22 protein-coding genes and 2 pseudogenes are annotated in these 22,918 nt (G+C 68.5%); 17 read left to right on the top strand and 7 right to left on the bottom strand.

All coding sequences use genetic code 11. The features are described 5' to 3' along the window. Positions 1 to 127: 127 nt before the first annotated feature. From OHA64_RS07620 to OHA64_RS07645, 6 genes and pseudogenes are all read left to right on the top strand, one after another. On the top strand, positions 128 to 640 hold the full coding sequence (locus OHA64_RS07620; protein WP_405609829.1) for a hypothetical protein: 513 nt from the start codon (positions 128 to 130) through the stop codon (positions 638 to 640). Positions 641 to 654: 14 nt separating this feature from the next. Continuing rightward, positions 655 to 1,872, top strand: a complete 1,218-nt coding sequence (locus tag OHA64_RS07625) for an efflux RND transporter periplasmic adaptor subunit (protein WP_405609832.1) — start codon at positions 655 to 657, stop codon at positions 1,870 to 1,872. Next, the gene (locus tag OHA64_RS07630) at positions 1,869 to 2,582 is read left to right on the top strand and encodes an ABC transporter ATP-binding protein (protein WP_405609835.1); all 714 of its coding nucleotides are present in this window, start codon (positions 1,869 to 1,871) and stop codon (positions 2,580 to 2,582) included. Before OHA64_RS07625 ends, OHA64_RS07630 begins: the two co-directional genes overlap by 4 nt. 11 nt (positions 2,583 to 2,593) lie before the next feature. Further along, positions 2,594 to 3,766: an ABC transporter permease gene (locus tag OHA64_RS07635; RefSeq protein ID WP_405609838.1), complete on the top strand. Its 1,173-nt coding sequence runs from the start codon at positions 2,594 to 2,596 to the stop codon at positions 3,764 to 3,766. A 134-nt stretch (positions 3,767 to 3,900) separates the two neighbouring features. Continuing rightward, positions 3,901 to 4,212 (top strand): annotated as a pseudogene (locus OHA64_RS07640) (helix-turn-helix domain-containing protein); the annotation flags it as partial. A 27-nt stretch (positions 4,213 to 4,239) separates the two neighbouring features. Beyond that, positions 4,240 to 4,519, top strand: a pseudogene (locus tag OHA64_RS07645) (NADP-dependent oxidoreductase); the annotation flags it as partial. On the opposite strand, the gene OHA64_RS07650 reads toward OHA64_RS07645, so the two are convergent. The 4 genes from OHA64_RS07650 to OHA64_RS07665 form a co-directional block, all read right to left on the bottom strand. Then, entirely contained in the window at positions 4,458 to 6,122 is a 1,665-nt protein-coding gene (locus tag OHA64_RS07650; protein ID WP_405623892.1) for an MDR family MFS transporter, read from the bottom strand. The pseudogene OHA64_RS07645 and the gene OHA64_RS07650 overlap by 62 nt on opposite strands. Positions 6,123 to 6,403: 281 nt before the next feature. After that, entirely contained in the window at positions 6,404 to 7,057 is a 654-nt protein-coding gene (locus OHA64_RS07655) for a TetR/AcrR family transcriptional regulator (RefSeq protein WP_405609841.1), read from the bottom strand. 228 nt (positions 7,058 to 7,285) lie between these two features. Further along, the gene (locus OHA64_RS07660) at positions 7,286 to 7,963 is read right to left on the bottom strand and encodes a DUF3159 domain-containing protein (RefSeq protein ID WP_405609844.1); all 678 of its coding nucleotides are present in this window, start codon (positions 7,961 to 7,963) and stop codon (positions 7,286 to 7,288) included. 157 nt (positions 7,964 to 8,120) lie between these two features. Then, positions 8,121 to 8,324 carry a hypothetical protein gene (locus OHA64_RS07665; protein WP_405624439.1) on the bottom strand — a complete coding sequence of 68 codons (204 nt, stop codon included), beginning with the start codon at positions 8,322 to 8,324 and terminating at the stop codon, positions 8,121 to 8,123. Positions 8,325 to 8,511: 187 nt separating this feature from the next. Here OHA64_RS07665 and OHA64_RS07670 point away from each other — a divergent pair, with 187 nt between their 5' ends. The 3 genes from OHA64_RS07670 to OHA64_RS07680 all read left to right on the top strand — a co-directional run bounded on the left by OHA64_RS07670 (position 8,512) and on the right by OHA64_RS07680 (position 10,426). Further along, positions 8,512 to 9,075, top strand: a complete 564-nt coding sequence (locus OHA64_RS07670) for a transposase (RefSeq protein WP_405623893.1) — start codon at positions 8,512 to 8,514, stop codon at positions 9,073 to 9,075. Beyond that, positions 9,059 to 9,397 (top strand): hypothetical protein, encoded by a 339-nt coding sequence (locus OHA64_RS07675; protein WP_405609847.1) that lies wholly within the window; start codon positions 9,059 to 9,061, stop codon positions 9,395 to 9,397. Before OHA64_RS07670 ends, OHA64_RS07675 begins: the two co-directional genes overlap by 17 nt. A 177-nt stretch (positions 9,398 to 9,574) precedes the next feature. Then, a complete protein-coding gene (locus tag OHA64_RS07680; protein ID WP_405609850.1) occupies positions 9,575 to 10,426 on the top strand; it encodes a thioesterase family protein in 852 nt (283 codons plus the stop codon). A 371-nt stretch (positions 10,427 to 10,797) separates the two neighbouring features. On the opposite strand, the gene OHA64_RS07685 is transcribed toward OHA64_RS07680, so the two are convergent. Beyond that, on the bottom strand, positions 10,798 to 11,361 hold the full coding sequence (locus OHA64_RS07685) for a GrpB family protein (protein ID WP_266836744.1): 564 nt from the start codon (positions 11,359 to 11,361) through the stop codon (positions 10,798 to 10,800). Positions 11,362 to 11,955: 594 nt separating this feature from the next. Here OHA64_RS07685 and OHA64_RS07690 point away from each other — a divergent pair. The 5 genes from OHA64_RS07690 (at position 11,956) to OHA64_RS07710 (ending at position 17,469) form a co-directional block, all read left to right on the top strand. Continuing rightward, on the top strand, positions 11,956 to 12,312 hold the full coding sequence (locus tag OHA64_RS07690; protein WP_405609853.1) for a hypothetical protein: 357 nt from the start codon (positions 11,956 to 11,958) through the stop codon (positions 12,310 to 12,312). Positions 12,313 to 13,061: 749 nt separating this feature from the next. Next, positions 13,062 to 14,567: an amidase gene (locus OHA64_RS07695; RefSeq protein ID WP_405609856.1), complete on the top strand. Its 1,506-nt coding sequence runs from the start codon at positions 13,062 to 13,064 to the stop codon at positions 14,565 to 14,567. A gap of 23 nt (positions 14,568 to 14,590) precedes the next feature. Next, positions 14,591 to 15,040, top strand: a complete 450-nt coding sequence (locus OHA64_RS07700; RefSeq protein WP_405609859.1) for an HIT family protein — start codon at positions 14,591 to 14,593, stop codon at positions 15,038 to 15,040. A 34-nt stretch (positions 15,041 to 15,074) separates the two neighbouring features. Beyond that, entirely contained in the window at positions 15,075 to 15,836 is a 762-nt protein-coding gene (locus OHA64_RS07705) for a MerR family transcriptional regulator (protein WP_405609862.1), read from the top strand. 76 nt (positions 15,837 to 15,912) lie between these two features. Then, positions 15,913 to 17,469 (top strand): FAD-binding oxidoreductase, encoded by a 1,557-nt coding sequence (locus tag OHA64_RS07710; RefSeq protein WP_405609865.1) that lies wholly within the window; start codon positions 15,913 to 15,915, stop codon positions 17,467 to 17,469. Between the two features lie 324 nt (positions 17,470 to 17,793). On the opposite strand, the gene OHA64_RS07715 is transcribed toward OHA64_RS07710, so the two are convergent. Then, positions 17,794 to 18,510: a TetR/AcrR family transcriptional regulator gene (locus tag OHA64_RS07715; protein ID WP_405609868.1), complete on the bottom strand. Its 717-nt coding sequence runs from the start codon at positions 18,508 to 18,510 to the stop codon at positions 17,794 to 17,796. A gap of 256 nt (positions 18,511 to 18,766) precedes the next feature. Between OHA64_RS07715 and OHA64_RS07720 the strand changes: the two genes are divergently transcribed. Next, the gene (locus OHA64_RS07720) at positions 18,767 to 20,527 is read left to right on the top strand and encodes a CocE/NonD family hydrolase (protein WP_405609871.1); all 1,761 of its coding nucleotides are present in this window, start codon (positions 18,767 to 18,769) and stop codon (positions 20,525 to 20,527) included. Positions 20,528 to 20,776: 249 nt separating this feature from the next. Then, on the top strand, positions 20,777 to 21,229 hold the full coding sequence (locus OHA64_RS07725) for a VOC family protein (protein WP_405609874.1): 453 nt from the start codon (positions 20,777 to 20,779) through the stop codon (positions 21,227 to 21,229). A gap of 283 nt (positions 21,230 to 21,512) precedes the next feature. Here OHA64_RS07725 and OHA64_RS07730 read toward each other — a convergent pair whose 3' ends face one another. Beyond that, complete coding sequence (locus tag OHA64_RS07730) at positions 21,513 to 22,055, bottom strand: TetR/AcrR family transcriptional regulator (RefSeq protein ID WP_266836778.1); 543 nt, start codon at positions 22,053 to 22,055, stop codon at positions 21,513 to 21,515. Positions 22,056 to 22,148: 93 nt separating this feature from the next. Here OHA64_RS07730 and OHA64_RS07735 point away from each other — a divergent pair, with 93 nt between their 5' ends. Continuing rightward, positions 22,149 to 22,895, top strand: coding sequence for an alpha/beta fold hydrolase (locus OHA64_RS07735; RefSeq protein ID WP_405609878.1), 747 nt, complete (start codon positions 22,149 to 22,151; stop codon positions 22,893 to 22,895). Positions 22,896 to 22,918 lie beyond the last annotated feature (23 nt).

Genomic DNA, 22,918 nt, shown 5'->3' on the forward strand with positions numbered 1-22,918 from the left:
CCCCAGAGTGCCAGAGGCCGGGATAACCAGGACGTAACCGCCTGCGGTTACGGAGGGGATACCGGGCCCCGCCTCTACTGGTCCCCGACGCCGGGAGAGACCCGGCACAGAAGGGACTGCCGAGCGCATGCGTACCATTTCGCGCACCAACTGGGGGCTGCTGGCAGCCATACCGCTGCTGAGCCTGAGCCTGGCCGCCTGCGGGGGCGGCACCGGCGGGAACGACGACGTCGCGTCGGCCGGCGGCGACAAGAAGGGAGGCGGGCAGCAGCTCACGCCCGCGGAGAAGAGCAAGAAGTACAACGCTTGCCTGGCCGAGCGGGGCGTGGCGCCGGGGAGCGGGAAGGCCGGCGAGGACGCGCCCACGCAGACGGCGTCGCCGGAGGAGGTGCAGGCCGCGCTCGCGGCGTGCAAGGAGTTCGCGCCCACCGCGCAGGACATGCAGCAGGCACCGAAACCTGACGCAAAGCAGCTTGAGCAGGCGCGCGAATACGTCAAGTGCCTGCGGGCCAACGGCTATGACGCCCCGGATCCCGACCCGGAGACAGGCGGCATGCCGCTCGACCAGGACGCGAACATGGACAAGCTGCAGGCGGCCGCCGAGAAGTGCAAGGACGTCAACCCCGCGGCCCAGCGGTGACGGGCGAGACCGACATGACACACACACCCGAATCCACCGACGACGAGACGACCCGGATGCACCGGTTTCCCCCTCAGACAGACCCGGCAAAGGATCCGTCAGGGGCCTCGGCGGGCAGGTCACCAGACGGCCCGCGGTACGCCCCACCGCGTCGCCGCCGCGCCCGTACCACCGCCGCGCTGATCGCCCTCGCGGTCGTCCTCAGCGGGGCCGGTGTGGCGGCGTACGGCTTCGGCGGCGGCAACGGCGAGAAGTCCGAAAAGGGCAGCAGTCTGCCGCCGGCGACCGCACTGGTGACCCGCTCCGACCTCGCCCAGCAGGACACCGTCACCGGCAGCCTCGGCTACGGCGACAAGCAGCCCCTGACCAGCGGCGCGTCGGGCACCGTGACCTGGCTGCCGAAGCTCGGTGCCACCATCAAGCAGGGCCAGAACGCGCTCAAGGCCGACGAGCGGCCCATCCCCCTCATCCACGGCGCCACACCTCTCTACCGCGAACTGCGCGCCGGCACGAAAGGCCCCGACGTCGCCGAGGTGGAACGGGCCCTGGCCGCCCTCGGCTACACCGGCTTCACCGCCGACGAGGAGTACTCCGACAAGACCGCGGCGGCCGTCAAGCGCTGGCAGAAGCACCTCGGAGTGCCACAGACGGGCACGGTCAAGCCCGCGGACCTGGTCGTTGCCGACGGTGAGATACGCGTCACCGGCCAGGAGGCGAAGAAGGGCCAGAAACTCCAGCCCGGCTCACCCGTGCTGACGTACACCGGCACCAGCCGGCTTGTCGCCATCGACCTCGACGCGAAGAAGCAGAAACTCGTCCTCCGTGGCGACAAGGTCACCGTCGTCCTGCCCGACGGTGCACACGCGGCCGGGACCATCACCTCCGTCGGCAAGGTCGCCAGCACCGAAGGCGGGGACGGCGCTCCGGGAGAGGGCGACGGCAAGACCGTCATCAAGGTCACCGTCCGGATCGACAAGAAGGACAGGGGCACGCTCGGCAGCTACGACGGCGCGCCCGTCGATGTGGAGATCACCTCCGCGGAGAAGAAGAACGTGCTGGCCGTGCCCATCTCCGCGCTCCTCGCGCTGTCGGAGGGCGGCTACGGCGTCCAGGTCGTCAAGGGCTCCGTCAGCAGCACGGTCGCGGTGGAGACCGGCATGTTCGCGAACGGCCGGGTCGAGATCACCGGCGCCGGCCTGAAGGCGGGCGACAAGGTCGGGGTGCCGCGATGAACCACAACGTCGTACGCCTCGACCACATCACCCGCTCGTACGCCGGCGGCGTCACCGCCCTCGACGGCGTCTCGCTCGTCATCCGCCGCGGCGAGCTGGTCGCCGTCGTCGGGCCCTCCGGGTCGGGCAAGTCGACCCTGCTCAACATGATCGGCAGCCTGGACCGGCCCAGCAGCGGCACCGTCACCGTCGACGGCCACGACATCGCCGGCCTGGGCGACCGGGAGCTGTCCGCGCTGCGCGCGCTCAGCATCGGCTTCGTCTTCCAGCACTTCCACCTCACCGCGGGCGTACGGGCCCTCGACAACGTCGCCGAGGGCCTGCTGTACGCGGGCATCCCGCTCGCGGAACGCCGCCGCGCGGCCCGCACCGCCCTGGAGCGGGTCGGCCTGGACCACCGGGTGTACCACCGGCCGCACGAGCTGTCCGGCGGGGAGAAGCAGCGCGTCGCGATCGCCCGCGCCCTGGTCGGCGGGCCGAGCCTGCTCCTCGCGGACGAGCCGACCGGCGCCCTGGACTCCCACTCCGGCACCACCGTGATGAACCTGCTGCGCGCCCTGAACGCCGACGGCACCACCGTCGTGATCATCACCCATGACCGGGAGATCGCGGCCTCGCTGCCCCGCCAGGTCCACGTCCGCGACGGGCGCATCGTGCACGACTCCGCCCAGAACGCCCAGGGCGACGTTCAGGCGGTGTCCGCGTGCTGAAGGTCTCCCGCATGAGCACCCGCGACGTCGTACGCGTCGGCGCCTCCGGGCTGCGCGCCCGCCCGCTGCGGGTCTTCCTCTCCGCGCTCGGCATCGCCATCGGCATCGCGGCGATGATCGGCGTGGTGGGCATCTCCACCTCCAGCCACGCCGAACTGCAGCGCACTCTCGACCGCCTGGGCACCAACCTCCTCACCGCGTCCCCCGGCCGGACCTTCACCGGCGGCGAGGCCAAACTCCCCGAGCGTTCCATCGACATGGCGGGCCGGATCGCCCCGGTCGAGTCCGCAACCGGCACCGGCAAGGTGACGGCGTACGTCTATCGCAACGACCGCATCCCGGCCGCCGAGACCGGCAGCATCAACGTCAAGGCCGCCCGCCTCGACCTCCTGGACACCGTCGGCGGCTCTCTCGCCCGCGGCGACTGGCTCAACGCCGCCACCGCCAAGTACCCGGCCGTCGTACTCGGCAGCGGCGCCGCCGACCGCCTGGGTATCGGGGAAGTCGGCCCGGACACCCGGGTCTGGCTCGGCGGTCAGTGGTTCAGCGTGGTCGGCATCCTCGACGAGGCGCTCCTGGCACCCGAGCTGAACGACAGCGCGCTCGTCGGCTGGGACGCCGCCAAGCGGTACCTGGACTTCGACGGACACCCCACGACAATCTACGTCCGCACCGCGGACAGCGCGGTCACGTCCGTACGCGACGTCCTCGCCGCCACCGTCAACCCCGAGGCTCCCACCGAAGTGACCGTCAGCCGCCCCTCGGACGCCCTCGCCGCCAAGGGCGCCACCGACAAAGCCTTCACGGGCCTGATGCTCGGCCTCGGCGGCGTCGCGCTCCTTGTCGGCGGGGTCGGCGTGGCCAACACCATGGTCATCTCCGTCCTGGAACGCCGCGCGGAGATCGGCCTGCGCCGCGCCCTCGGCGCACGGCGAGGCGACATCCGCACCCAATTCCTCGCGGAATCCCAGCTGTTGGCAGGACTCGGCGGGATCGCCGGAGTCGTCATCGGGGTGGGCGTCACCACCGCGTACGCCGTCGCGCAGGGCTGGCCGGCAGTCGTCCCGGCCTGGGCGATGGCGGGCGGCCTGCTCGCCACCCTCGCCATCGGGGCCCTGGCCGGCCTGTACCCCGCCGTACGGGCGTCCCGGCTGCCCCCGACGGAGGCGCTGTCCGGGGCCTGATCCCAGGCGGGCACGTCCAAGGTCTGGATGCCCGATCGCGTCGTGCCCGTCCCACTCCGGGGCTGCTCGATGATCCTGCTCGCTACGAACTGAGGCCCGCGTGCCGCAGCACGAGCTGCGGCGCGCGGTGGGTCATGACTGTGCACGCGAACGCGCCCCTCACCCCGGAAGGGCGGCTCCGGTTGTGCCTACGCGTCGACGCTGGACGCCCCATCGCGCACATCGCGGCGGAAGCCGGGATCTCGCGTCGCTGCCTGGCGAAGTGGTATGCCCGATGGCGGACACACGGCGAGGGCGGCCTGCTCGGCCCCTCCTCCCGACCGTCTGCCAGCCCTACGCGCACCAGCGAGGGCATCGCCGACCTGGTGGAAGCGCTGCGGCGGCAGACCAAGTACGGGCCTGCCCGGCTCGCTGCAGAACTTGAGCGGCTGCACGCCGTCACCGTGGCGCCGGCCACGGCATCCTCGTGCGTCGCGGGAGGCGTGGGGAGCGCGGCAGTCGAGATCGCTGCAGCACAAGGTGCCACCGTGATCGGGACAGCCAGTGAACGCAACCACTCCCCACCTCTCTCGACGCCGTTCCCACCACCTACGGCCCCGGCCTCGCACAGCGCCTCACCGCTCTCGCTCCGCACTGCGTCGACCTGACACTCGACACTGCGGCTCCGGCTCGCTGGTCGACCTCGTCGCGATCACGGGCGACCCGACACGCGTCGCGGCGGTCGCCGACCAAGCAGTCGGGTGGCGTCTGGGCACCCTCCACTGCCTCTGGTCGACGCCTCGGCGAGGTCGGCACGGGGTGTGTCGGTGGGGGTCAGGAGGGCGCGGCCGCCGGCGGCGATGGCGCTCTCCTCGGCGAGTCGCTCCGTGCTGGTGGTCGTCTTGAGTGGCTTCTCTTCGATGAACAGGACGGCGATCAGTGCCAGCAGGGCGAACGGGGTGGCCCAGAAGAAGAGTTCTGCGGTGGCGATGCCGTAGGCGTTCTCCACGAGCGCGCGCAAGGGCGCGGGCAGGGTCGTCGGGTCGGGGACACCGTGCCCGGCTCCGCCTCCCGGCGTGTCACCTCCCGATGTGCGGCCGGCGGCCAGTTCGGTGGCGACGCGGTGGGCGAGGACCGCCCCGAGGACGCTGGTGCCCACGGTCCCGCCCATGCTGCGCGAGAAGGAGAGGACGGAGGTCGCGCTGCCCAGAGTGTCGGCGGGCACGTCGTTCTGCGCGGCGAGGACCAGGTTCTGCGTCAGCATGCCGACGCCGGTCCCCAGGACGGCCATGTAGACGCTCAGCAGAACGAAGGGCGTGTGGGATCCGATGGTGGCCAGCAGGGCGAGGCCGGCGGTCATGAGGACGGTGCCTGCCACGAGGTACCGCTTCCACCTGCCGGTCGCGCTGATCCGGTGTCCGGCGAACGTGGAGGCGGCGAGCGATCCCAGGATCAGCGGCAGACTCATCAGACCGGCGGTCGTGGGCGACTTGCCCATGGCCACCTGGAAGAACTGCGAGAGGAAGACGGTGCCGCCGAAGAGGCCGACTCCGACCAGTAGGGAGGCCAGGCTGGTCAGTGCCACGGTGCGGTTACGGAAGATGCTCAGCGGGATGATCGGCTCGGCGGCCCGGGACTCGACCCGGACGGCCGCCGCCAGCAGCAGCGTTCCGCCACCGACCAGGGCGGCCGTCTGCCAGGAGAACCAGTCGAACGTGCTGCCCGCCATCGAGACCCAGATGAGCAGCGAGCTGACACCGGCGACGATCAGGAAGGCACCGAGCCAGTCGATCTTCACGTCGCGGCGGACGTGCGGAAGGTGCAGTGTGCGCTGCAGCAGCGCGATGGCAAGGAGTGCGAAGGGCACACCGATGAAGAAGCACCACCGCCAGCCGAGCCGGGAGGTGTCCACCAGGAGGCCGCCGATCAGCGGGCCGGCCACGGTGGCGCCGGAGAAGACGGCGCCGAAGACGCCGGAGTACCTGCCCAGCTTCCGCGGGGGGATGACGGCCGCCATCACGACCTGCGTCAGTGCCGTGAGTCCGCCTGCCCCCACGCCCTGCACCACCCGGCTGAAGATCAACGTGCCGACACCCTGGGAGAACCCGGCCACGAGCGAGCCGACCACGAACAGGCCCAGCGCCATCTGGAGGAGCAGCTTTTTGCTGTAGAGGTCGGACAGCTTGCCCCACAACGGAACGGTGGCCGTCATGGCCAGCAGCTCCGCGATGATCACCCAGGTGTACGAGGATTGGCTCGCCCCCAACTCGGCGGTGATCCGGGGCAGCGCGTTGGCCACCACGGTTCCGGCGAGGATGGCGACGAACAAACCGGCCACCAGCCCGGAAACCGTCTGAAGCACCTGCCGGGGCGGCATCGTCACCGCTTCCGGCTTCGTCGCAGGGGAATGGTCGGTAGTCACTGAGTCTTCCAATCAAGGACAGCAGGTGGCGTACACACTGGGTACCGAGCGCCACCTGACGGGAATGCTTCGAGGGATCGGGAACGGGCGGTATCCGATCCGGCGCCGGTGGATCGACCTGCCACCCGGCCTGTGTCACACACGGCGAACAGGCGGGCAGCCCGCTCAGGCGCATGCCGAACGGGACACTCAATGCCGGTGTTTGTGCGACCTGACAGGGTCGTCGCGTACGGATCTCAGGTCGTAGCCGCGTCCCCCACGGCGCCTCCCGTGGCACTGCGGATCGCCTGGGCCAGGAGCTGGTGCGCATGTGCGAACTGGCGCACGTCGGCACCGCCGAGCAGGGCGTCGCCGATCTCCTCGTTGACGACTCGTAGGGCGCCCGAGGCGGCCGCCGCGTGCACCTGCACCCTGATGTCGTCGGCCGGCAGGTCAAGTCGGTCGGCGATGCTCCCCGCCAACTCACGTTCTACCTGGTCACAGGCCATCAGCCAGACCGTGCGGAGCGCGGGCTCCCTGCTGCTGAGCGCGATCATCTTCATCGCGAGCACGTCGTCGGCGCGCTCCGCCCTGTCGGCGTCGCGGCCATGCCTGCTCATCTCATCGGCGAGATGGTCATCGAGGGAGAGTTCGGGTTTCCAGCGGCGCAGGGCGGCCATCTCCCACGCGACGCCATGCAAGATGATCGGTTCGGCGCAGCTCTCCTTGCTCCGGAAGTGCCGCCAGATGGTACGCGTCGACAGGCCCACTGCTTCGCCGATCTGGTCACCGCTGGTCGCGGCAACGCCCTGCTCCCAGAAGAGACGCGACGCCTCCCGAGAGATCTCCAACCGGATCCGGCAGCCCCGCTGCTCGCTCATCCCAGGTCCGACGCGATTGCTCACCTGCATGGGGTCACCTCGTCATTCGGCCGTGGGACAAAGACGTCGTTCAGCTGCGGCTATGCCGGCGAAGGGCCTGGAAGTGCCCGGCCGTGTGCTCGCAGCGGCGGTGCGGAGGTCGGCAACCCCACAAGAGACGACGCCCAAATCGGCCGTGGTCGCTCCGCGATGCGGACGCGTGTGCCGGACGGGCCGTGGGGCCCGTCCGGCACGGACGGGGAGCGGGGAGGGCGTCGGTCAGCTGCGCTTGGCGGGCAGCAGCCCTACGGCCTTCAGTCGCTTGTCGGAAGCCCGGGCGGCCCAGGCGACGACCAGGAAGCCGACGGCGAGGAGCGGGTAGCCCATGGCGATCTTGGCGAAGCCCAGGGAGCCGACCTCGTCGGCCTGGTAGAGGTACTGCTGGACGGCGAACCGGGCGCCGAAGATGGCGGCCAGCACCAGGGTGGCGATGTCGTAGTAGAACCGCGAACGCTTGTCGACCCGCCAGACGGTTCCCTTGCCGGTCGTCGAGTTCCAGATCAGGCCGGCCAGGGGCCACCGCAGCACCACGGAGAGGACGAAGGCGACGGCGCCGACCAGGCTCAGCCAGATGCCGATGAGGAAGAAGTCCTTGGCGGATCCCGTGTACCAGGAGATGCCGGCGGCGATCGCCACGCCGAACATGCCGCCGAGCGCGGGCTGGATCGACTCCTTGCGCATCAGCCGCTGCACCGCGATGCCCAAGGCGACGAGCAGGGCGGCGAGGACGCCCACCTTGAGTCCCCTGGCGTTGTTGGCGACGACGAACACCACGGCGGGCAGCGCCGAGTAGATGACCCCCTTGGTGCCGCCCGCCTGTTCGAGCGCCGACTTCTTCGTCCGTTGGTCTGCCGCCTGCATGTCGATCGCCGCCTCCTGGGGACTGGTGGTCTGCATGGTGATCAGCTCTTCCGGGTTCGTCTTGGGGGCAAATTCTGCGTCACTAAGTGACACCTTGACATCAAGTGGCGAACGAAGCCACCTCGCGCGACGTGACCTGGGTCACGCCTCGGCGAAACCCCCGCTCAGCGAGTCGCCCGTCATCACGTGGCGATCAGGGTCCGTACGACGGTGCGGCGATCACGGCGTTGATGCTGATCGGACCCTCGGGAGGTGTCCCGCATCGCGCGGTGGTGAACGGATCGAACAGCGCGATGCCGCCGAACCAAACCTCAGGTGGACCGGCCCCCGCGCGGCGCGCCGACCAGCTCGTGGTCGGATGCGTGGCGTTCGAGCCGTGGCTGATGGGCCTGCCCACGGTGCAGCCACACTCCGCCGCTCGCTGTCCGAAGCCCTCCTGTCAGGGCGTCGGTGCGCGGGGCGATCAGCTCGGTGATCTCTGTGTGGGAGAGCCGGATTTCGCCGTGCTTTTCACACGTGGGCAGACCAGGCGATGTCGGCATCGCCTGAATCAGGGAGGAGTGGTCCGATGGCTCGAACCCCCGATGCCGCTCCGCTCACGCGAGCCCTCGACGGCGTCGAAGCTGACCCGCACACCCTCTCCGGGTGAGACCGGCCCCGTCGCGGCTCACGATCAATACCGCGAGCCGGTGTCCTACCAGATCGGGGTCTTCGTCGCGTATGCCTCCTCAGGAGAAAGGGCTCTGGTGGACCGGAAGCTTTACCTGCCCAGGTCCTGGACTGCGGAGGCGGACCGGTACCGGGCGGCGAAAGTCCCTGACAGTCGTGGCTTCGCGACCACGGGAGAAATGGCCCGCGCGATGATCCTGCGGTCTCTTGCTTCGCCACTCCCCGTCGCCCGGGCGACAGGCGACTGCGCCTACGGACAGGAATGGCCCATGCGCCGCACCCTGGAGGAAGCCGGTGTCGGCTACGTCCTGGCCGTGTTGAAGTCCCAGCAACTGCACGTTCCCTTCGGCCGTATCGGCCAGGCCATCGCCGGCGCTCCCGACAAGGCAGGGGAACGACGTTCCTGCGGCGACGGTGCCAAAAGGCCCGCGTACCGACGACTGGGCAGCAGCCCGTCTGCCGGTGATCGATGTCTTTGACGGGACCGTCCCACCGAACAGCACCCTTATCCCCGAACTGGTCAGGATCGCCGGGGTGCGCTGGGCGCTCGAGGAAGCCTTCCAGGCAGCGAAGGACGAATACGGCCTCGACGAGTACGAAATCCGCCGCTACCCGGGCTGGTACCGGCACATCACCCTGGCCGTGCTCGCCCACACGTTCCTGGCCGCTGTCGCAGCCCCGACCACTGAAAGGGGAGCCGCAGAAACGACCCCATCAGCACCATTCACTTCACCCCGGCAGAAGTCCGCCGACTCCTGGACGCTCTGCTGCCCCGCCTCGGACCCGTTACACACGCCCTGAACTGGTCCCTCTGGCGCAGACGACACCAAGCCGCAGCCCGCCGCTGCCACTACCGAAAAGGCAAGATCGTCGGCGCTGCGCACAGTCGCGGTGCGGCTTGGAGCAACTGGACCTGGTCGTGTGGTACGTCCTGTCCGACCTGGAAGCGCAGTTGACGCTGCTCTAAGGTGATCATGCATGAACACCGCTGACAGTCAGAGGCTCGGTATCCAGATCGATGTCCGGGTGCGACAGGCCGATCTTGGTCGGAACGGCTCGGCAAGCACAATCGGCATGGCGCGCTGGCTGGAAGACGCCCGGATCCGGCTGCGGCTGCACCGCTTCGAACGCCTCATTGGTAAGGGTGGTTTCGGGACGTACCAGATCTTGCTCGTCGGCCAACGGGTCAACCGGCTTGCTCCGGCCGGCCCGACCGGTACCCACGTGCAAGTGCACACCGGCGTTCGCCGGATCGGGCACTCCTCATTCACCTTCGAACAGGCGATCATGGTCGACGACAAGCATGTGGGCAGTGGCGACGCCACCGTCGTGCTGGCCGACAACTCGGGGCCCCTCCAGCTTCCGGACGAGCTGATCGCCGATCTCGACGAGATGCAGCTACCGGAGACAGCTACGTCGGCAGCTGCCCGTCCACGCCCTGAACGCCTGCAACGTGCCCACTACTCGCATTGGGCCACGCTGCGTTCCCGGATCGGTGACGTCGACTCCAACCAGCACGTCAACTTCATCGCATTGACCACTTGGTACGACGAGGCCGTCGCCACCTTCACCTCGCACTCGATTGGGACAAGTGGCGCGGGCTCGGTGCCAGATCTGCCCCCTTCGTCATACCAGATCCAGTATCTCGGTGAGGTGACCTACCCGGGCGACTACGAGATCGGGCTAACGGTCCGCTCCGTCGACGCCGACTCCGTGCACTACGAACTCGGTATCTTCCACGACAGCACCTGCCTGAGCGTGGCCGACGCCGTCGGCCCACGCGGCGAACTGACCTCCGAAGCCCTGAAGGCGGCCCCGACGGCGGACTGACCACAGTCCTCTCGGGGATCCTCTCTGGGACAGGCCCAGGTTCATCCCGGCATTGCGGCGCCACTGGGCCCGATCCGCGCCTGCGGAGGAATGCTCCGATTCTGGGACTCGATCCAGCCGACTCCTGGACGCTCTGCTGCCCCGCCGCTGCGCCAGCGTCCCGAAGAGATCATCGAAAAGGACGGCGTACGCTTCCAGCGGACCCGGTGCAGGCGGACACGGCAGCCGCTTCGTCATCTCGGGCTCCCCAGACCGTAGTTGACGCCTCCACTTACGGCCTACTCCCGCTCGAACCCGCCGTCGACAAACCACCGGTAGGCGTCGCCAGTCGAACAGATTCACAGATCACAAACCCGTGACACCATCCCGCGTCATTGGCGAGTTGCCCTGGCTCGAGTCTTGATCGCGAAGATGACGTCGTTCTTGGCGTCGGCGTAGTCGTTCATGTCGTTCCACTGCTGGCTGAGCAGAGCTCGTTTGACACTCTCGTACAGGGCGCGATCGTCTGCATTGGTGCGCAAGTGGTCACGGAAGAGAAGGTACTCGTGCACCGCTGCGTCCCCTCGTTCATATACGTGCACGTGAACGTCGCGAGTCGGCGTACGCACGAGCCGATGTCCTGGCTCGCGAACCCGCAGTTCGTAACCCGCGGCCAACAGCCCGTCGAGGTAGTCCTCCTCTGCTGTGATGTCGGCCACCGCGACGACGATGTCAACAATCGGTTTGGCGGCAAGGCCTGGAACCGAAGTCGATCCAATGTGCTCGACATCGACGTCCACTGCCGCCAACGCGTCAAGGATCCGACGCCGGTGATGCAGGTAGACCTCCGCCCACCGGGCGTCATAGCTGCCAAGGCCGACCTCGAGCGCTTCTGGACCACCGATGATCTCGACCGTCGTGACGTCCGGCCGACGAGGCTTGCTGCTGTTCATCACCAACACATCCTTTACGTCTTGCGCCAGTTCACCACCTCGATCGACGGGGCTGCGGTTGGCGGCCTTGTCGAGCCTCGCCGTCGTCACGCGGGCTCGGCGGATCGGGACCTGCGTTGCGCCGACAGCGGCGACACGTTCCTGCGACCCGGAAAGGGTCGATTCTACGGCCAGCGCGACATGTTCGGCCCAGGCACAGTTGTCCTTGCTCAGCAGCATGGATTGCGGCGCGCGAACCAACAGGCTCCTGAGGCGGGCCAGAGGACTGTTGGCCCCTCGGATGAGCGGCTGCCCCTCCGCCATCACTGCGGACGCTTTGTCGGCGCCGGGGCCAACGATGTCGGCGTCCCTGCTGTGAGTGCAGTACACAAGAAGCCGATCTGCGAGCGGTCCCTGAGTCTGCCGCCGCTATCCCGGGTCCTCACTCGAGCGGCTCTCGGCAGACAACGCTTGCAACGAAGTCTGGCCTGAGTTACGTTTTCGGGCTGACCATTTCAGCCCGGCCAGGCTGCCGAGGTGCCCGGCAAGGTGGGCAAGACCCGCCGCGTGTTAGCGGCGAAGCCCGCGCCGCGGGCTCTACACAATCTGGAGCCAGTAATGACCGACACCGGCAGCATCTCCGACGGGTTCCACACCTTCGACGAGCTGTACGAATTCAGGTTGCTCTTCCACGCACACGCAGTCCGGGCGTGGCTGGCCGCCGGGTACCCCGTCGTCCGCTCATGGAAGCACCACGACGGTGAACCATGCTTCGGGGGCGGCTGGTTCATAGTCATGGCCCAGCTCCCCACGGGGCAGGTCAGCAATCACTACCGAGCCAATAGCTGGTCGTTGTTCGGTGACGTACCCGAGGTAGAGACGGCGCCCGTGTGGGACGGGCACAGCACCACCGACGTAGCTCGCCGGCTGCGCACCCTCCTCAGTGGGGATGGATCTACGAGCGTGGCGAGTTGACGCTGCGCCGATAGGGCAGTCCGCTTTCGACATGAGTCGCGGAGGGCATCCCCGGTGCCGCCCTCGCCGGCCTCCCACGCGAGCGCCGCGCCCACCTCTTCACCACGGACCATCAGCGAGAAGCAGGCCGGCCTGCGCACCGAAGCGGTCGCCACGCTCCTCAGAGCAGAGGAAGAGGCCCCCGAAGCTGTTGACCTGTCCCGCGCCAGCCGTCTCGCTCAGTTCGCCGCTGACTTTCCGTAGAGGTCGCGGCCGTCGAGGTTGCGCGGGTTCGGGTCGTCGGACGCCGATGTCCGAGGACCTGCACGAGTACGTCGCGGACGACGGTGAAGGTCAGGCGCCAAGTCGGGGTCGGGAAGGCCAGAGCGCGCGAAACGGCGCGCGTCAGCCGCAGCCCACTGACGGCGTCAACCCGGCATAGCAAGAAGGCGGACGGGCCTACGCCTGCCCGGTAGCCGGACACCCCTTCTGCCTCAGGTCAGCCCGAGCTTCATCGCGTGCCCGCGCCCGGTGCTGCGCCCAGAACTCGGCGTGGTGTGATCCCGCTATCCATGAGCTTGAGTGTGCCGTCGCGGCACAGTGTTGACTCAGATTGGGGCTGATCAACATCGCTACGCAGTGTCCGACGCGGTCGTGACCGGCCGGCCGAGACCTGCGCGAGGTCGTGGCCGAGACGCCAATGGCCGAGGCGTCGTGACGTTGGACGTGCCGCGGACCGGGCCCCTTATCGCTCGGATGGGAGCACTCGTATGGGTATCACTTGGGATGAGTACCGGGAGCACGATGCCGTCGGGCTGGCCGAGCTGGTGAAGTCCGGGGCGGTGAGCCCGGTTGAAGTGCTTGAGGCGGCGATTGCCCGTGCCGACGCCGTCGAGCCGACGATCAACGCGATCCGCCACCGACTCGACGACGATGCCCGTGCCCGCGCTCGCAGTCCGCTGGCGGGCCCGTTCGCCGGCGTCCCGTTCCTGATCAAAGACTTGGGCCAGCACCTCGCCGGGGTTCCGACGGGCAGTGGGAATCGATCGCTGGCGCGCTTCCCGCGCCCGGAGACGTCCACGGTGGTACAGCGTTGGCTCGACGCCGGTCTGGTCGTGTTCGGCCGGACCGCGACCCCCGAGTTCGGTGCTCGCGCGATAACCGAGCCGGTCGCGGGGGGCCCGACCCGCAACCCCTGGGATCCGTCGCGGACGCCCGGTGGCAGCTCCGGCGGGTCCGCGGCGGCCGTCGCGGCCGGAGTCGTCCCGGTCGCGGGCGGGAACGATGGCGGGGGCTCCATCCGGATTCCGGCTGCGGCCTGCGGGCTGTTCGGGCTCAAGCCGGGGCGGGGCGTCGTCCCGTCCGGGCCGGAGGTCGACGAGGTCTTCCATGGCGCCGCGGTGCAGGGCGTGCTGTCGCGCACGGTCCGTGACTCCGCCGCGATGCTCGACGTCCTGGCCGGCTCCGCACCGGAGGACCCGTACCGGGCGGCTCCGGCGGAGCGTCCGTACGCCGAGGCCGTCGTCGACGATCCACGCCCGCTGCGGATCGGGCTGAGCACGGAGTCCCCGCTTGGCGGACCGGTTGATCCGCAGGTCGCCGCCTTGGTTCGGGATGCGGGGGAGTTGCTCACCGGACTCGGACACGTCGTGGAGGAGTCCGCCCCGGCCATCGACGGGCAGCGCCTGGCCACCGACTTCCTCACGGCCTGGTTCGCGATGGTCGCCGCCGAGGTCACGGCCGCGCGGGAGTTCACCGGCTGCGGCGAGGGCGACTTCGAGATCGAGACCCGGATGATGGCTGCGATCGGCCGGAGCCTTTCGGCGCCGGAGTATCTGGCCACGCAGTCCCGCTGGCAGCAGCACACCCGGGCGCTGGCCGCGTTCCACGAGCGCTACGACATGCTGCTCACCCCGACCATGGCCCGGCCGGCTTGGCCGATCGGCGAGTTCGATCTCGCCTTGCCGGTCCGGCTTGCCGCACGGGGGCTGCTGGCTGCCCGGATCGGCGGTGTGCTGAGGCGGATGAACCTCGTTGAGAAACTGGCCGTCGCGAATCTTGAGCCCGCGCCCTTCACCCAGCTGGCGAACGTGACCGGGCGCCCGGCGTCGTCGGTGCCGCTCTACCGGATGTCGAGTGGGCTGCCGCTCGGAATCCAGTTCGTCGGGCGCCCGGGTTCGGAGCCGGAGCTGCTGGCACTGGCCGCGCAGTTGGAGCGGGCGCGGCCGTGGGCGCATCTCTGGCCGTCGTTGCCCGATTCGCCGTCCGCGGCCTGACGTCTCTGAGGACAATTTCACGTATGACCACTGTATTCTCACGCATTATCGTCGGCGAGCTGCCCGGACACTTCGTCTGGCAGGATCCGGAAATCGTCGCTTTTCTATCCATCGCTCCGTTGCGGCCTGGCCACACTCTTGTTGTGCCGCGGCGTGAGGTCGACCGGTGGACGGACGCTGACGGGACCCTACTGGCGCGTTGCTTCGAGGTGGCCCAAGCCGTGGGGCAAGGGGTGCAGCGGGCTTGGAACGCTCCGCGTGCCGGCCTCGTCATCGCAGGCTTTGAGGTGCCGCATTTGCATATACATGTCGCGCCGGTCTGGGACATGTCCGACTTTGAATTCAGCAAAGCCAAGCAGGAGGAGGATCAGTCAGCTTTGGCTGAAGCAGCGGCAAAGCTCCGTGCCGCCCTGCTGGCACTCGGTTATGAACAGGCACGGGACTTTGACCCCGGAGTCAGAGACAGGACTTGACTGTGCCGTAGCGGCACCGTGTTGGGTGAGAACCATGAGCTGGAGTACTCGGGAGATCGCCGAGCTGGCCGGCACCAGCCTGCGGGCGGTACGGCACTATCACGAGGTCGGGCTGCTGGCGGAGCCCGAGCGTCGCGCCAACGGCTACAAGCAGTACGGCGTGCCGCACCTGGTCCGCCTGCTGCGGGTCAAGCGTCTGGTCGATCTCGGGTTCTCGCTGAACCAGATCGCGGAGACGGTGGACGAGGGTGAGCACCCCGGGCAGGCACTGCGCACGCTCGACGCGGAGCTGGCCGCGACCATCGAGCGGCTGCAGCGGGCCCGGCTCGAACTCGCGGCACTGATCGACCTGCGTGCCCCGGCCGACCTGCCTACGGAACTCACGCCCGGCGAAGCAACGGCCCTGTCCGAGACCGACCGCTCGCTCCTGCTGGTCATGACCCGGTTGATGAACGGGGAGCAGCTGCAAGCCTACGGTGCACTGGTGCGCAATCTGCCTGCTCACCCGATCAATCGGGAGTTCGGCGAACTGCCCGCCGACGCAGGCGAGCACATCCGCCAAGACCTCGTGGAGCGGATGGTGCCCTACCTGCGCCGGCTGCGGCAGGACCACCCGGACCTGCCCGACCTGTACACGGACAACCCGAGGGGGGAGAAATTCGTCCGAGAGACCATGGAGACGGTCCTGCGTGAGCTGTACAACCCGGCGCAGCTCGACGTTCTGCACCGGACCCACGTGATCGCGGACGAGTCCACCCAGCTCCAACCGGGGCGGAACGCTTCCGAACTTCGTTGACCGCGCCGGTCTCCGGCTCCATGCCGTCGACGTCGCCGTCGACGGCCGCACCCGTGAGCGACACGCAGGAGTGACAATGCAGTCCCATGCCCATGCAGATGCCCCCTACGCAGTCAGCACTGCCTTGCTGGCTGAGCTGCGGTCCACAATCCCTCCGGGCCGTGTGCTCACCAACGGGCCGGAGTACGCAAAAGCAGTGGCGTTGTTCAACGCAGCGGTCGATGTCCGTCCTGCTGTCGTCGTGCGGTGCGCGACCACCGCTGACGTGCAGGCCGCGATACGCGCGTCTCGCAACCATGGGGTGCCGATCTCGGTACGCGGCGGGGGGCATGACTTCTGGGGGCGGGCGTTCCGTCCCGGCGGACTGGTTCTCGATCTGACTGACATGCGGGAGGTTCAGGTCGACATCGGCCGCCGTTTCGCGACGGTAGGTGGCGGGGCGCTCTCGTCCGACGTCGTATCCGCTGCCGAGCGGGCGGGGCTGACAGCGGTCACCGGAACGGCGGGCGCAGTCGGCATGGTCGGCCTCACGCTCGGCGGCGGATACGGCCCCCTGATCGGGCAGTTCGGGCTCGCGGCCGACAACCTGCTCGGTGCCGAAGTCGTCCTGGCCGACGGTTCACGAGTGCACACCGACGCCGACCATCATCCGGACCTCTTCTGGGCGTTGCGGGGCGGCGGCGGCAACTTCGGTGTCGTGACCTCGGCGCGGATCCGTCTGCACCCCGTGCCGACAGTCGTGTCGGGCACCATCTTGTACCCGATCGTCCAGAGCACCGACGTTCTCGCCGACCTCGGTGGGATCCTTCAGGACTGTCCGGATGAGCTGACGGTGGACGTGGGGTTCCTTCCCGGCCCGGACGGGAAGCCGACGGTGTACGTCGCGCCGACCTGGTCGGGGGACATCGAGGTGGGGAACGCCGAGAACGGGCCGGTGCGTGCCCTGGCCAGACTCGGTACACCCGTGCTGGCCGAGATTGGACCGGTCGCCCGTTCCGCGGCGTTGGCCGCGACGGACACCATGTTCCCACCCGGGCGGATGGGCGCGATTCGCACGCGCACCGTCCAGAGCATCTCCGGCTCTATCGCGACCGTCCTGGACCGGGCTGCCCAGGAGTTCACCTCACCGTTCTCCGCGATCGTGTGGCATCAGTTCCATGGTGCCGCCGCCCGTCTGCCCCTCGGCTCGACGGCTTTCGGCCGACGCGAACCGCACCTGATGGTCGAGCTGATCTCATTGTGGGAGGGCGAAAGCAAGGGCAACGCAGGAGCCGGCGATGGTAGGTCCCCGCACCTGCGCTGGCTGGAAGCGTTGCACACGGCGCTTGAGCCGTTCTCGTTGCCGGGTGGCTACGTGAACTTCCTGGGGCCGGAGACTCCCGACCAGGTCGCGGAGTCCTACGGGCCGAACACCGAGCGTTTGCTAGCCGTGAAGTCTGCGGTCGACCCGGACTCCGTCTTCGCCGCCACGCCGCTCCCCAGCGGGAGTGCCGACGCCGGTTCCAGGCCCGTGTCAGGCGTGGAACCGGAGCATCCGGGGGTGCCGGCGGTCCCGCCGGAGAACGGCATCGGGTCGTCGGACATTGGCCACGTTGGCCTCGGGCTTTCACCAAGGGGGCCGTCCGACGGGTGATCAGATAGCCGGGGAACGCCTCTGAACTGGGACGGTGGGCTTGCCGAAGGTCCTGTTCGTCGCCAAGGGAGAAACGCTCCCCGGGTCCAGGGCGCCGGGCAGGGTCAGGCGCCACCGGCCGCTGTATCCGGGATGGAGAGCCGGGGTCTTCGTCGGACTGTCCGAAATAGCGCCCTGGGCCACAGAGTTCATATGGGCGCTACGGCGTTGTCTTGCCCTGGGAGATCGGCGGTTGAGCGGCGTACACAGTACGTGCAGCAGCGGCCTTGTCCCCTCCTGCCTCCGTGGCTGAGCCCATCGGAGTGTGCCGCTCAGGGTGCACCCTTACTCCTGTCGATCGGCAGCGCCCTCGTCCGGCGCGGCGGGCGCCTCGTCGACCTGGACCGGGTCGCCCACGGCGCCCCCGGTGGCCGTGCGGACAGCGTCCGCAATGAAGGCGAAACTCTCGTCACCGAGCTTCCGCGGATCGGTGCCGTCCAGAAGGCCGGCTCCGACGTACTCGTTGATGACTCGCAGGGCGGCCGCGGCGGCCGCGGCGTGCAGACGTACCTGTAGGTCGTCGAGCTTGAGTCCGAGGCGAGTCGCGACGACCGCGGCCAGTTCGTGTTCCACCTGGTCGCAGGCCATCAGCCAGGCCGTGCGCAGGGCCGGTTCGGTCTCGGCCAATCGAATCATCTTGACGCCCAGCCCGGCATCGGCCTGCTCCGAAGGGCTGATCTCGCTGACCAACCGTTTCGCCTCCGTGGCGAAGTGCTCCTCCAAAGAGCGGTGCAGCGGCCAACTGCGCAGAGTGGCCAGTTCCCACTCCACGCTCTGCGCAACGATCGGCTCCGCGCAGCTCTCCTTGCTACGGAAGTGACGCCAGATGGTGCGGGTCGACAGGCCCACCGCCTCGGCGATCTGGTCACCGCTCGTGCCGTCGACGCCCTGCGCCCAGAACAGGCGTGCCGCCTCCCGCGAGATCTCCAGACGCACACGACGGCGGCGCTGCTCACTCATCCCGCCACGGCTGCGTTCGGTCGATACCACGTCGTCGGCCATCTTTTCGCCACCCTTTCACCATCACGCTCACTCAATGCCATATTGACATTAAGTGACGCCGCACGCCAGCCAGTGCGCACGCCTCGATCCGGGCTCAAGCGCATCCACTTGCAATACCTGTCACTTAGTGACACCGTCACTAAGTGACAGAAAGGTCCCGCCGCGCGGTGGCCTTTGCCGCTCGCTGTGCAAGGCCGACCTGCGCAGCGAGTGATCCCCTTCCGAGCCCACCCCTACCCGAGCTCCGGAGTACCGCATGAGGAAACGACCAGCCGCCACCGCCGCAGCCCTGCTCACGGCCTGCGCTCTGACCTGCGGCCTCATAGGGGCCGCCGTCGCCGCGCCGGACCAGGAAACCGACGGCGGCCGAACCGGGAGGACGACCGTCGCCACCGCTACCGATTCGATCACGCACGAGGAGAACGAGCGGGTGCCGGAGGGGGCGCGCTGGACCCAGCACTACTTCCCCTCCTCGGACGGCTCCAAGACCGAGCTGCACGCCGACGTTCTGCTTCCTGAGAAGCTCCCCGAGGGTGCGAAGGTGCCCGTCATCATGTCGGCCAGCGCGTACTTCGGTCACTCGGGGGAGATGGAGGTCGAGGAGGAACACGCCGGCCCCTCGGAGCGCTTTCAGGACCTCCTGGAGGGGACCGACCTGTTCGACAAGGGGTACGCCTTCGTCATGGTGGACACCCGTGGCTTCGGCGGCTCCACCGGATGTCTCGACCTCGGCGGGCCAGGAGACCAGGCCGACGTCAAGGCCGCGATCGACTGGAGCGCGAAACAGCCCTGGTCCACCGGAGCGGTGGGAATGTACGGAAAGTCCCTCGACGCCTACACCGGTCTCCTCGGCAACAACGTGAAACACGACGCGCTGAAAGCCGTCGTCGCCCAGGAGCCCATCTGGGATCTGTATCAGCAGCTCCATTCCAACGGCGTGCCGCGTCCGAACAGCGTCCAGCTGCCCACCAGCTACAACCGCATAGCGGGCCTGCCCCAGTTGCCGGACGAGGACAAGCGGTACCGGACCAATGCCGCGTACGAGAAGAAGCACCCCGAGTGCCTGGTGCTCAACTCCTTCGGCCCCTCCATCGGTGATCCGGACGACCCGTACTGGAAGGACCGCAGCCCGGCCAGGAAGGCGAAGGACACCGCCACTCCGCTTCTCTTCACTCAAGGCACCGCCGAGACCAACACCCTGCCCGTGGGGATGGAGGAGTTCCTCGACAATCACCGCGGCCCCCAACGGGCCTGGGTCGGCCCCTGGGACCACGTACGCGGCAATGAGCGCACGCAGGACGGGAAGCTCGCGATGGGCCGCGCGAACTGGTTCAAGGAGACACTGTCCTTCTTCGACGAACACCTCAAGGGCATCGACCCGAAGATCCAGTTCCCGAACTACGCCGTCCAGGACAACCTCGGCAACTGGCGCGCGGAGAAGTCCTGGCCCACAGCGAACCGCTCCGCGAACCTCCGTCTCGGCAATGGCTCGTACGTGGACAGCGGAGCGGGTTCGCAGCCGACACCCCCGGAACAGGAATCCGGTCGTGACGCTGGGAGCTTCCTCGTCTGGTCCGGACCTCTTGAGACGGCCACCCGGGTCACCGGCACGCCCCGGGTCACCATGACGGCCAAGGGTGAGGGCAACGTGATGGTCAAGCTGTATGACGTGGACGAGGACGGCAACGCTGTCGCATTCGACGAGCGAGTCTCCCGGCTGGACCGGGACCGGCTGGACATCGGCCTGAAGTCGACCGACTGGACCCTGCGGGCCGGCCACCGCCTCGCCGTGGAGATCGGCTCGGTGCGCACCGGCGATTGGCTCGACACCCCCTCCAAGCAAAAGATCCGGATCAGTAACGCCCGTCTCCATCTGTCCCTGGACAACCCGGCTGAAGACATCGCCACCGGTGGCGACCGAGCGCCGTGGCTCGACACCTTCATGCAGATCAACGCGGCGAAACTGAAGCCCGGCCCAGCCACGTTCTCGGTGCCCCAGGCCCGTGCGCGGCGCTGAGGACGCCACACCGCTGGACATCCTCCTCGCGTTGGCTCGCAGGGCGGAGCACAGTTCCCCCACGCAGCGCGGCCGACGACCATGCCGCGGGGCCCCGGCCAGGCCGGTGGGCGGGGCCCCGCGGGCCCAGCGTCACCACAGGTGCCAGGCGGCACAGCCCAGCCCCGCCGTCCCGCCACCGAAAGCCCACGGACCAGCGCGAACGACAGGCCGGAAACAGCTCAGTTCAACAAACCAAGGGAGACCCCCGTGCCCATCAGCCTTCCGCCTCTCCTTCACGTCGGCATCATCGTGGAAGACTTCGACCGTGCCGTCGCCGACTACGAGAAACGGTGGGGGGTCAACACAGAGCAGATAACGGATCTGGAATTTCCCACGGCCAAACTTCACGGGGAAGAGGTCGGCTCCTCTGCCCGCTACGGCTTCATCAGGACGGGATCTTCGGAGATCGAACTGATCCAGCCGCTCGATGGCCGCTCACCGTACACGGAGTTCCTCGACCTCCACGGCGAAGGCGTCCACCACCTCGCCTACGTGGTGGGAAGCATCGACCAGCACCTCGAATCGCTGCGAGCGACGGGAGAAGGGGCTCCGGTCACCTTCGAGGCATCGATCGCAGGCCGGACACGCTTCGTGTACTTGGACGGTCTGGCCCATGGGCCGGCCATCGAGCTGATCGAAAGGATCGGCGAAGACGCCTGACCGCGACACGGTTTCGGACGAACGCGACACGGCAGCGGGCTCTCACATCTGACGTCGCGCTGGCCAGTGTTCACGAACAGTCGCCATCCTCCCCGCTCGTGCGCGCGTGCCAACGGTCCATGCGCCCGAGCGGCAACCGGCGACTGGCGGGCATCCGATAAGCCAGCCGTGCTCCGAAGCGCCTTCGCGTCCACATCAAGGAGGGCTGCACGACGAGCGGCACGATGCGGCCTCCGGCCCAACGTCCGAGTTCGGGCCCAGCCCGCACCCAGAGACCCGGTCGTCAGAGGGTGGGTGCGAGGCCGGCCCGGAGGATGTCGAGGTAGTTGTCGATCGCGGCCCCCTGCCGCTCGGCCGGGTGCTCGCTGACGGCGTGGATCAGGCCGCACAGGAGCTTGAGCAGGTTTTCGCCGGTGAGGGCAGGGGCAGGGCGGATGCGTGCGAGCAGGTGGGAGGTGACTTCGACCAGCTCCCCCTTGGCCCGGTGCAGAGAGTCCGTCTCGTCGGACCCGGTGATCAGAACGTCGGTGAGGCCCGGTCGCGCCAGGGCGGTCAGGAGTGCCGTGCGGAGGAAGTCAATGAGTGCCTTGGCGGGATCGGGATATCCGTCGGCTACGGTCGCGGCATCGATGAGCTCTCGGACCGCCTCTTCCAGGACGGACTCCCGCATGGCCCGCTGCGTGGGGAAGACCCGATAGACCGTCCCGACCCCCACGCCCGCCCTGCGCGCGAGCTCGTTGAGGGTGAGCGCAGTCTCCCCGCCGATGACGGCGCCGCGAGCCTCATCGAAGATCCTCTGCCTGTTGCGTGCGGCATCCGACCTCATGATCCCTCCTTCGCACACCTATGTGGATAACCTATCAGGTGGGTGCTACGGTGAAGTGGATAACCAATCCACTTCACTGTGTCAGGAGCGGTCATGACCGTTGTGTTCATCCATGGAGTACCGGAGACGCCCTCCGTCTGGGACGACCTCCGGGGACGGATCGACCGCCCCGCCACGGCCCTGCGGCTGCCCGGATTCGGCAGCCCTCGCCCGGCCCACCTGGACGGCAAGGAGGCGTACGCCGGCTGGCTGGCGAACGAGCTGCGCGCCCTCGGTGAGCCCGTCGATCTCGTGGGCCACGACTGGGGTGCGCATCTGGTGATGCGGATCGTCTCCGCCTACGACGTTCCGGTACGCAGCTGGGTGTCCGACGTCGCACACGGCTGGCACCCCGACTATCAGTGGCACGAGGCGGCCACCCTCTTCCAGAAGACCCCGGAGGGCGAGGAACTGCTCGCGTCGCTGCGCACCCAGACCCCCGGCAGCCCCAGCTTCGGCGACTTCCTCCGCCCCCGGGGGATGAGCGCCGAACTGGCGGCAGAGGTCGACACCGCCCACGACGAAGAGATGAGCAAAGCCATCCTGACGCTCTACCGCTCGGCCTGGCCCAACTTCTACACCGACTGGGGCAAGGACTTCGACCACCCCGCCTCCGCGCCGGGGCTCGTCCTGATCCCAACCGGCGATCCGATGGCGCAGCCCGCGATGGACCTGGATATGGCCACGCGAACCGGAGCACAGACAGCGGAACTGGACAACCTCACCCACTACTGGATGCTCCAGGATCCTGATCGGGGCGCGGAGGTACTCAACCGATTCTGGGACTCCCGGCCCGCATGACATCCGGTACCGGTGGGCGACCT

Origin of the sequence: Streptomyces sp. NBC_00076 (genome assembly GCF_045041235.1) — a bacterium.
Classification (GTDB): domain Bacteria; phylum Actinomycetota; class Actinomycetes; order Streptomycetales; family Streptomycetaceae; genus Streptomyces.